Source organism: Streptomyces sp. NPDC029466 (assembly GCF_055574515.1).
In genome coordinates this window covers 87,142-96,921 of the sequence record NZ_JBVHZH010000016.1, presented here as the reverse complement: position 1 = coordinate 96,921, position 9,780 = coordinate 87,142, and the positions used below count along the sequence as shown (strand labels likewise).

Genomic DNA, 9,780 nt, shown 5'->3' with positions numbered 1-9,780 from the left:
CCATGAAGATGCTTGTACTGGGCGGGACCCTCTTCCTGTCGCGCGCCATCGCCGAGGAAGGCGTGCGGCGCGGCCACGAGGTCGTGTGCGCGGCCCGCGGCACGTCGGGCGAGGTCCCCGAAGGCGCCACGCTCGTCAAGATCGACCGTGACCGGCCGGACGGACTGGAGCCGTTGGCCGGGCAGAAGTTCGACGCCGTCGTGGACGTGGCCGCCATGTCGTACCCGTGGGTGCGTGACGCGCTGAGCGCGCTCGGCTCGCAGGCCGGCCATTGGACGTTCATCTCATCGATCAACGTGTACGCCGACGCGGTGGCCACCGGCCAGAACGAGGACGCGGCGCTGCACGAGCCCGTAGAGAGCGGCGCCGACCAGGAGGTGCGGATCGAGCACCCCCATCTGTACGGCTCCATCAAGGTGGCCAGCGAGAACGCGGTGCGCGAGGCGATGGGCGACCGTGCGTTCATTGTGCGCTCCGGGCTGATCGTGGGCCCGGGGGACCTCTCCGACCGGTTCGGCTACTGGGTCGCGAGGATCTCGAAGGGCGGCCGGGTCGCCGTACCGGACAGCCTCGGACAGCCCACGCAGTACGTCGACGTACGCGACATGGCCGCCTGGATCGTCGACGCGGGCGAACGCGGGCTCGGCGGCACCTACAACGGTGTCGGCCCCACCCGCCCGTTGGGCCAGGTCCTGGCCGACATCGCCGCGGCGGTGGGCCCGCCGGACACCGAGCTGGTCCCGGTGCCCGAGGACCAGCTGGAGTCGGCCGGGGTGCAGGTATGGCGCGGTGACAAGTCGCTGCCGCTGTGGGTGCCACCGGTGGACTACGGATTCATGGCGCACGACCACGCCCGGTCGGCCGCGGCCGGCTTCCGGCATCGCCCGTTCGCGGAGGTCGTCGCGGGGGTCCTCGCGCACGAGCGCGAACTGGGCCTGGACCGCGAGCGCAAGGCAGGGCTCACTCCGGCCGAGGAGGCCGAGCTGCTGGAACGGGTGAAGGGGGGAGAGTCTTGAACGCGGGTTCTTGGCGGCGCATCAGTGAAGGCAATCCGCAGCAGGCCGTCCTGGCGGTCGACTTCGACTCGACGGCGCGACCGGAGGCGGGATTCCGCCAGTTCGCGGCACTGCTGAAGCCGGACCGGGAAATCTGGCAGACCACCCAACCGGACTACGCCGACCAGGAGTTGGTGTCCGCCGAGAGCTACCTCCAGGGGTGGCGGGAGCTGCCCGAGGGTGTGCGCGGCCACGTGGACACCGTCATGGGCTACTGCGTGGGCGGCGTGTTCGCCGCGGCGCTGGCCGACGAGATCGCCAAGGATCAGGGCACCAGGCCGGCCCTTCTGCTGTTCGATCCGGAACCGGTTGACCAGATGTCCCTGTACCGCGACTTCAAGAAGACGGTCGACACGATGTCGATCCTGTCCGAGGAGGAGCGGGAGGGCTACATCGCGGAGGCGCGGGCCCTGTGTGAGACGGCAGGGGAGGGCTTCGACTCCCTCGCCCGCCAGGTGATCAAGCTGTACGAGACCGCCGCGGGTGTCGCATTCGAGCGGCTGGAGTTCGATGAGGAGACGAGTGAGGACCTGCTGGGGCTCTTCCGCTCGTATGTCTCCTATCTGTTCGCCGCCCGGCAGCTGAGCCCCGAGGAGAGCTGGGGCACGGCCGGCGCGCTGACCTCGGCGCAGTCGAGCCCCGGCGCCCCGCACGCCCTCTGGGAGCGGAGCTTCCCGGTCGGCACCGAGGAGATGCTGAGCAACCCGGACGTGGCCGAGGCCACGCACCGCTTTCTCCAGGAGCGCGGAGCATGACCGCAACGGAGATTCGAGTGGAATACACGGACTCTGATCCACAGGACGCCTCCGCCCCGCGCGAGGTCGCCATCAGCGCACTCCTTGAGGCTGTTACGGCCGACTGGACCGATCTCGCGGTCGCTGTCACCGCTGCCTATCAGCACAGGATGACGGCGGCCCGCGATCTGGTGCTCGCTGTGGACTCCGGGGCGGTGCGGCTGACCGTCGAACCCACGACGACCGTCGCCGACCTGGTGGCCCGGGTACGGGAACTCCGGGGCCGGGCGGGCGAGTCCGCGCAGCCCGGGGACGACGCGCCACCGGTCAGTGCCCAGGTCTTCCTCGCGGACGACACGGCGCCCGTGGAGGGCCTGGCCTTCCACTTCGCGCACCGCGAGGGAGTGTTGTGGGCCGAGGCCAAGGGCCACCCCGACCGCTTCACGCACCAGCAGCTGGCCGAACACACCAGTCGTATCGGCCACTTCGCCGAGCGTCTGGCCGGGGCGGGTCCGGCTGCCGGGGTGGGCGAGGTGGACCTGCTCACCCCGGCGGAACACCACCGGATCATGCATGAGTGGAACGCCACCGCGCACGAGGTTCCGCAGCTCACGCTTCCGGAGCTGGTGGAGGCCAACGTCGCCGCCCACCCCGACCGGCTCGCCCTCACCCACTACGACGAGCGGCTGACCTATGCCGAGCTGGACACGCGGGCGAACCGGATCGCCCGGCTGCTGATCGGCCGTGGCGCGGGCGCCGGGGACATCGTGGCGATGGTGCTGCCCCGCTCGATCGACTACGTCGTCACGGCACTGGCCATCGTCAAGACGGGTGCTGCCTACCTGCCCGTGGACACCGGCTATCCGGTGGAGCGCATCAACCAGGTGCTCTCCGACGCAGGCGTCTCGCACGTGGTGACCATTGCCGCGCTGTCGGACTCCGTCCTGGTGGCCGCCGAGCAGATGGTGCTCGACGACGAGACCACCCGGACCCGCCTGGCGGCGGCCGACCCGAGTGCGCCGGCCGACGCCGACCGGCGGGCCCCGCTCACTCCCGACGCTCCGGCCTATGTGCTCTACACCTCGGGCTCCACGGGGCGTCCCAAAGGCGTGGTGGTCGCCCACCGTGCGATCACCAACCGGCTGCACCACATGCAGCACCAGATCCCGCTGGGTCCCGACGACCGGCTGCTGCAGAAGACCCCGGCCGGGTTCGATGTGACGGTGCGTGAGGTCTTCTGGCCGCTGCTGGCGGGGGCGTCGATCGTGGTCGCCGACCCCGACGGGCACCGCGACCCGGCCTACCTGGCCGAGACCATCGTGGCCGAGAACATCACCATCGCCCACTTCGTGCCCTCCGGACTGAAGGTGTTCCTCCAGGAACCCGACGCGGCCAAGTGTGTGAGCCTGCGCCGTGTCGTGTGCGGTGGCGAGGCGCTGCCCGCCGAGCTGCAGGCGTGGTTCGCCTCCGTGCTGGAGGCCGACCTGTTCAACGTCTACGGCCCCACCGAGGCCGCGGTGGATGTCACCTCGATGCTGTGCCCGAGGAACCCCGAGCCGGGACCGGTGCTGATCGGACGTCCGGTCTGGAACACCTGGCTGTACGTCCTCGACGAGCAGCGCCGGATGCTGCCCCCCGGGGTGACCGGTGAGCTGTACCTCGCCGGTGTGCAGCTCGCCGAGGGATATCTGGGCCGGCCCGAACTGACCGCCGAGCGCTTCCTCAGCGATCCGTTCGGGGAGCCCGGTGCCCGCATGTACCGCTCGGGAGACGCGGCCCGCTGGCGTGCCGACGGCGTCATCGAGTTCTTCGGCCGGCTCGACCACCAGGTGAAGATCCGTGGCTTCCGGGTCGAGTTGGAGGAGATCGAGTCGGTGCTGCTGCGGGACGGGCAGCTCAGCCAGGCGGTCTGCCTCGTCCGCGAGGACGTGCCCGGTGACCAGCGACTGGTGGCGTACCTCGTCCCGGTGACAGGCACCGATCCGGACCTCGACAAACTCCGTGCGCAGGCGGTGGCCGCGCTGCCCGACTACATGGTGCCCACCGCGTTCGTCGTCCTGGACGAGCTTCCGCTCACCTCGAACGAGAAACTGGACCGAAAGGCGCTGCCCAAGCCGGAAGCGCAGGTGACGCCGGCCGGCCGGGAGCCGTCCACGCCCGAGGAACGTCTCGTGGCCGGGCTGTTCGCCGAGCTTCTGGGGGTCTCGTCGGTCGGCGCCGAGCAGGACTTCGTCGAGCTGGGCGGCAACTCCCTGCTGATCAGCCGACTCATCAACGAGATCCACCAGCGCAGCGGCGTGCGGCTGCGCATCAGGAAGATCCTCCAGGACCCGTCCGTGCAGGCGATCGCCGCACTCATCACGGCGTAGTCCTCTCCGGACCGCCGGCCCGGCACGAGCCTTCCGTGTCCGGCCGGCATCCGCCGCATCTCCCTGTCCATTTACGCCTTCGGAGCGGAGTAGTCGCACATGCGCACACTGAAAGTAGCGCTGCTGGGCTGTGGGGTCGTCGGCAGCGATGTCGCCCGCTACATGGCGAGACATGCGGCCGACCTCACCGCGCGCATCGGTGCCCCGGTGGAGTTCGCCGGGATCGCCGTCCGACAGGCCGATCTGCCCCGTCCCGGTGTGCCGGAACACCTCATCACCACCGACGCGGACGAGCTGGTCAAGCGCGCCGACGTCGATGTCGTGATCGAGGCCATCGGCGGGACCGACCGCGCCCGTGACCTGATCACGACCGCATTCGAGCACGGTGCCTCCGTGGTCAGCGCCAACAAAGCGCTGATCGCCGCGGAAGGAGCGGCGCTGCACGCCACCGCCGCGGCATACGGAGTGGACCTGTACTACGAGGCCGCCGTCGCCGGCGCCATCCCGCTGCTGCGACCGCTGCGCGAGTCCCTGGCCGGAGACCGGATCACCCGTGTCCTCGGCATCGTCAACGGCACCACCAATTTCATCCTCGACAGGATGGACTCCCTCGGCGCCGACTACGCGCAGGCGTTGAAGGAAGCGGCCACCCTCGGTTACGCCGAGGCCGACCCCACCGCCGACGTCGAAGGCTACGACGCCGCCGCCAAGGCCGCCATCCTCGCCGGGATCGCCTTCCACACCCGGGTACGCCTCGACGAGGTGCACCGGGAGGGCATCACCGCCATCACCGCGGCCGACATCGAGAACGCCAAGGCCGCGGGCTGCGTGATCAAGCTCCTCGCCGTGTGCGAACGCAGCGCCGACGGCTCGTCCGTCACCGCTCGCGTCCACCCGGCGATGGTTCCCCTGAGCCACCCGCTGGCAGCGGTACGCGGTGCGTTCAACGCCGTCTTCGTGGAGGCCGAGGCGGCCGGGCAGCTGATGTTCTACGGCCCCGGCGCGGGTGGCGCGCCCACGGCCAGCGCCGTATTGGGCGATCTGGTCGCGGTGTGCCGCAACAGGCTGGCCGGCATCACAGGTCCCGGTGACGCGGCGTACCACCAACTCACCGTGTCTCCCATGGCGGAAGTCACCACTCGTCACCACCTCATCCTTGAGGTGGCCGGCCGGCCCAGCGCCCTCGCCGAGGTGGCCACCGTCTTCGGCCGGCACGGCGTGTCCATAGAAACCTTCTCCCAGCGGCAGCAGGACGGCGGCTGCGCACTGGCCATGTCCACCTACCCCACTACGGAAGCCGCGTTGTCCGCTGCGGTGCTCGCCCTTCGAAACATGGACCACGTCCGTCGTGTCACCAGCGTCATCCGCGTCGAGGGGACCTGATTTCCGCTCCCCGAGCGGCCGAAAATGAAGGAGATTGCCATGGATTCTCTGGCCGAGGCCGTACTGAACGGTGCATCCGCGGAGGAAATCGCCCGCGAGCCCGTGCCGGACGCGTACGTGGCCGCACACCTCAATGCGGCCGACACCAGCATGTTCCAGGGAGTGGAGGACAAGGACGTACGCAAGTCCCTCCAGGTCGGCCCGGTGGCCATGCCCGAGCTGGCGCCGGACGAGGTCCTCATCGCGGTGATGGCCAGCTCCATCAACTACAACACGGTGTGGTCGGCGACGTTCGAGCCGCTCCCCACCTTCCAGTTCCTCAAGCGCTACGGCAAGCTCGGCGGGTTTCACGCGCGCCACGACCGGCCGTATCAGGTCGTCGGATCCGACGCGTCCGGGGTCGTGGTCCGCACCGGTGCCGGCGTCAACCGCTGGCGGACGGGCGACCATGTCCTCGTCTCGTGTATCCAGACCGACGACCACGAACCCGCCACGCACGCCGACAGCATGCTCAGCGCGGGCCAGCGGGCCTGGGGCTACGAGACCAACTTCGGCGGCCTGGCACACTATGCGGTGGCCAAGGCCAGTCAGCTCATCCGCAAGCCGGCGCACCTCACGTGGGAAGAGTCCGGCAGCAGCATGCTGACCGCGTCCACCTCCTACCGCATGCTGATCGGCGACAAGGGTGCCCGGATCAAACTCGGTGACATCGTGCTCGTCTGGGGTGCCACCGGTGGCCTTGGCGCCTTCGCCGTACAACTGGTGCGCAACGCGGGCGGCATCCCCGTCGGTGTGGTCGGCTCCGAGGCCAAGGCGGAGGCTGCCCGGGCCCTTGGCTGCGAGGTCGTGATCAATCGCGCCGAGATCGGTCTGGACGGTCCGGCGACCCCGGAGGAGACCATCGAGCGGGCGAAGCGGCTGGGGAAGATCATTCGCCGGGAGACCGGCGAGGACCCCCATGTGGCCTTCGACTATGTCGGCCAGGCCACCTTCGGGATCTCCGTCTTCGTGGTGCGACGCGGCGGGACGGTGGTCACCTGCGGCTCCAGCACCGGATACCAGCACCAGTACGACAACCGGTACCTGTGGATGAACTCGAAGCGGATCCTCGGGTGCCACGCGGCGAATCTGCACGAACAGGCCGAATGCGGCCGCCTCTTCGAACTGGGCCGGCTCGCCCCGGTCCTTTCCACGCTCTATCCGCTCGATGAGGTGGGCGAGGCGGCGCGTCTGGTCCAGCAGAACCGGCACACGGGGAAGGTCGGAGTGCTCTGCCTGGCTCCCGAAGAGGGACTCGGGGTGACCGATCCGCGCCTGCGCGAACGGATAGGTGCCGCACAGCTGAACCCGCTGCGCGACCTCTGATCGAACGGAAGCAATCACCATGTCGCAGCAAGTGATAGACGCAATGAGTGTGGCGGACGTGCCGGCGGTGGCGCCGGCCGAGTCCGCTGCCGTCGCCGCGCAGCGCATCCTGAGGGTGGGGGTGGTCGGCTGCGGTGTCATGGGCGCCGGACTGGCCGAAGCCTGTGCCCGGGCCGGACGTGAGGTGCGCATCGTGGCCTCCGGGGACCAGGGCATGGCACGGGGCAGGCGACGGCTGGAGCGGTCGCTGGAGAACGGCGTACGCAAGGGGAAGATCACTGACAGCGGCCGTGCGGCCGTCATGGACAGGGTTTCCTTCGGCACCGAACTCGGGTCCCTCGCCGACCGGCAGCTGGTGCTGGAAGCCGCACCCGAGGACGAGGCCACCAAGCTGGAGGTCTTCCGGACCCTGGACCAGGTGGTGCAGGATCCGGAGGCCATTCTCGCCTCCAACACCTCGTCCATTCCGATCGCCAAACTGGGCCGGGCGACCGAAGCGCCGGGCCGGGTGGTGGGCGTGCACTTCTTCAACCCGGTCTCGGTGCTGCCGCTCGTCGAGGTGATCAGTTCGCTGCTGACCGACGAGCGGACCGGTGCGGTCACGGAGGCATTCGTCACCGATGTCCTGGGCAAAGAGGTGGTGCGTGCCGGGGACCGCAGCGGATTCGTCGTGAATGCCCTGCTGATTCCCTATCTCATCTCCGCCATCAGGATGTTCGAGTCCGGGTTCGCCCCGGCCGAGGACATCGACCGGGGCATGACGCTCGGCTGCTCCCACCCGATGGGGCCACTGGCGTTGGCCGACCTCATAGGGCTGGACATCGTCGCTGCCGTCAGCCAGGCGCTCTACGAGGAGTTCAAGGAGCCGGTCCACGCGGTGCCGCCGGTGCTCTCCCGCATGGTCGACTCCGGGCTTCTCGGCAGGAAGACCGGCCGTGGTTTCTACAGCTACGCATGACGGACGCCCGACGAGAGGAAAGCGGAATGTCCCAGCAGCCCATCGGAATCCTCGGAACCGGGTCGTACGTACCTGAGCGGCAGGTCAGCAATGCCGAGGTGGCCGCACGCGTCGGCGTCGACGAGGAATGGATCGCACGCAAGACACAGATAGGCGGGCGTCGTTACGCCGCCGCCGACGAAGCGACATCGGATCTCGGTCTGCAGGCCGGCACCGCCGCTCTCAAGCGGTCCGGCCTTGCCGCCGGACAGATCGACTACCTCATCCTCGCCACCTCGACCCCGGACTCCCCGCAGCCGCCCACCGCCTATCACGTGCAGCGGGGACTGGGTGCCGATGCCGCGGCCTGTTTCGACATCAATGTGGTGTGCAGCGGCTTTGTCTACGGGCTGGAGCTGGCGCGCAGTCTGATCGCCTCCCACCCCGGCAGCCACGCGCTGGTGGTCGCCGCCGATGTCTACTCCCGGATCCTGGACTTCTCCGACCGCCGCACGGCCGTGCTGCTCGGCGACGGTGCCGGTGCGGCCGTCGTGGGCGAAGTACCGGACGGATACGGCTTCGTGGACTTCGAGCTGGGCAGCCGGGGCGACGCCCATGACCTGATCCGGGTGGAGGGCGGCGGCAGCCGTATGCCGACCTCTCCCGAGACCCTCGCGGAGGGGCGTCATTACTTCCGCATGGAAGGCAGGGGCGTCCGGGACTTCGTCATGGAGAACTTCCCGCCCTTCGTGGACCGGCTCTGCGCCAAGACCGGCATCGGCCGGGACGCCGTCCAGCACTTCGTCCCGCACCAGCCCAATGGCGTGTTGCTCAGCGAGCTGGTCGAACGCGCCGGTCTGGCCCACGCGTTCACGCACCGGACCCTTGAGCGGTACGGCAATGTCGGCAGTGCCTCCGCCGCGCTCACCCTCGACGAGGCCAACAAGGCCGGTTGTCTCAAGGACGGCGACCTGGTGCTGGTGGGGAGCTTCGGCGGCGGGATGTCGATCGGCGCCGGACTGATGCGCTGGGTCAGCACCGCCTGACACCGGCCGCTCGGTCCTGGAATCGCTGAGGGCCCCTGAGCCGGCGTCAGGTGGTCGCCGTGAGGCGCTGGACGCGGTCCTCGTCGCGGGTGCGCGGGCAGGTGAGGCAGGTGTCGTCGGGGCGCAGCGTGTAGTACATGCAGCAGCTGACGCGGTCCCGGGTCGCCAGGGTCTCGCCCCGGGGGCCGGTCAGCGCACGGAAGCCCGCGCTCCCCACGTAGGGGGCGGTGGCGCCGGGCAGCAGCCGCTCCAGCGCGGCCACCGCCCGCGGCTCCTCGCCCAGCAGCCGTGCCACATGCCAGAGGCCCTCGACGATCTCGTCGGACGCCATCCCCCACAGCGCCCGCGGCCCGCGCCGCATCCGGGTGCGGAAACCCTCCAGGACGGGCCCGAGATGCCCGGCCACCGCGGCCCGGACCTCCGCGCCCAGCGCCTCCTCGTCCGGTACCACCCGGGCGCCGGGCAGCGCGGCCGCCGGATCGTCCGGGAGGCAGGCGAACGCGCTGATCCGCACCGCCATCCGGCCCCACTCGCGCTGCATCGAGACGTCCTGGACGGGCAGCCGCGGGACCCGGCGGTGCAGGAACCAGGGGACGGTGATCAGCAGGCAGGCCGGCCAGGCGTAGCGGTGCAGCGCGAAGCTCGCGACCACGTCCGGCCGGGCCGGGCGGCCGTGGTCCCGGATGATCTGTGCGTCGTCCCAGGCGAGAAAGGCATCGAGGGTCTCCCCGCCGGCCGCCAGCCCGGCCGCGCAGACCCAGCCGTCGCCGCTGGGCGGCGCCGTGTGCCAGGTGGTCACCCGCAGCCCGGGGAATGCCTCGGAGAGCCGGGCGTAGGCCGCGGCGACGGGGTGGGTCGCGGCCGGGGCGGCGAGAGCAGAAGTCATGGGGG

8 protein-coding genes are annotated in these 9,780 nt (G+C 70.1%); 7 read left to right on the top strand and 1 reads right to left on the bottom strand.

The window, feature by feature from the left end:
* Positions 1-2 precede the first annotated feature (2 nt).
* The 7 genes from ACZ4XD_RS14980 (at position 3) to ACZ4XD_RS14950 (ending at position 8,889) form a co-directional block, all read left to right on the top strand.
* Positions 3-1,016 (top strand): NAD-dependent epimerase/dehydratase family protein, encoded by a 1,014-nt coding sequence (locus ACZ4XD_RS14980; RefSeq protein WP_468042147.1) that lies wholly within the window; start codon positions 3-5, stop codon positions 1,014-1,016.
* Entirely contained in the window at positions 1,013-1,810 is a 798-nt protein-coding gene (locus ACZ4XD_RS14975; protein WP_468042145.1) for an alpha/beta hydrolase family protein, read from the top strand. Before ACZ4XD_RS14980 ends, ACZ4XD_RS14975 begins: the two co-directional genes overlap by 4 nt.
* Positions 1,807-4,158, top strand: coding sequence for an amino acid adenylation domain-containing protein (locus ACZ4XD_RS14970; RefSeq protein WP_468042140.1), 2,352 nt, complete (start codon positions 1,807-1,809; stop codon positions 4,156-4,158). The genes ACZ4XD_RS14975 and ACZ4XD_RS14970 overlap by 4 nt, the downstream gene beginning before the upstream one ends.
* A gap of 99 nt (positions 4,159-4,257) precedes the next feature.
* On the top strand, positions 4,258-5,541 hold the full coding sequence (locus ACZ4XD_RS14965) for a homoserine dehydrogenase (RefSeq protein ID WP_468042136.1): 1,284 nt from the start codon (positions 4,258-4,260) through the stop codon (positions 5,539-5,541).
* A 39-nt stretch (positions 5,542-5,580) separates the two neighbouring features.
* Complete coding sequence (ccrA, locus tag ACZ4XD_RS14960) at positions 5,581-6,906, top strand: crotonyl-CoA carboxylase/reductase (RefSeq protein WP_468042133.1); 1,326 nt, start codon at positions 5,581-5,583, stop codon at positions 6,904-6,906.
* A 43-nt stretch (positions 6,907-6,949) separates the two neighbouring features.
* The gene (locus ACZ4XD_RS14955; protein ID WP_468042131.1) at positions 6,950-7,864 is read left to right on the top strand and encodes a 3-hydroxybutyryl-CoA dehydrogenase; all 915 of its coding nucleotides are present in this window, start codon (positions 6,950-6,952) and stop codon (positions 7,862-7,864) included.
* A gap of 26 nt (positions 7,865-7,890) precedes the next feature.
* Complete coding sequence (locus ACZ4XD_RS14950; RefSeq protein ID WP_468042129.1) at positions 7,891-8,889, top strand: 3-oxoacyl-ACP synthase III family protein; 999 nt, start codon at positions 7,891-7,893, stop codon at positions 8,887-8,889.
* Between the two features lie 46 nt (positions 8,890-8,935).
* On the opposite strand, the gene ACZ4XD_RS14945 is transcribed toward ACZ4XD_RS14950, so the two are convergent.
* Positions 8,936-9,775 carry a (2Fe-2S)-binding protein gene (locus ACZ4XD_RS14945; protein WP_468042127.1) on the bottom strand — a complete coding sequence of 280 codons (840 nt, stop codon included), beginning with the start codon at positions 9,773-9,775 and terminating at the stop codon, positions 8,936-8,938.
* Positions 9,776-9,780: the final 5 nt, after the last annotated feature.

Excerpts from the sequence above, each read along its gene's own strand:
- ACZ4XD_RS14980 (WP_468042147.1), top strand. The coding sequence starts at position 3 with ATGAAGATGCTTGTACTGGGCGGGACCCTCTTCCTGTCGCGCGCCATC.
- ACZ4XD_RS14970 (WP_468042140.1), top strand. The coding sequence starts at position 1,807 with ATGACCGCAACGGAGATTCGAGTGGAATACACGGACTCTGATCCACAG.
- ACZ4XD_RS14965 (WP_468042136.1), top strand. The coding sequence starts at position 4,258 with ATGCGCACACTGAAAGTAGCGCTGCTGGGCTGTGGGGTCGTCGGCAGC.
- ccrA (WP_468042133.1), top strand. The coding sequence starts at position 5,581 with ATGGATTCTCTGGCCGAGGCCGTACTGAACGGTGCATCCGCGGAGGAA.
- ACZ4XD_RS14955 (WP_468042131.1), top strand. The coding sequence starts at position 6,950 with ATGAGTGTGGCGGACGTGCCGGCGGTGGCGCCGGCCGAGTCCGCTGCC.
- ACZ4XD_RS14950 (WP_468042129.1), top strand. The coding sequence starts at position 7,891 with ATGTCCCAGCAGCCCATCGGAATCCTCGGAACCGGGTCGTACGTACCT.
- ACZ4XD_RS14945 (WP_468042127.1), bottom strand. The coding sequence starts at position 9,775 with ATGACTTCTGCTCTCGCCGCCCCGGCCGCGACCCACCCCGTCGCCGCG.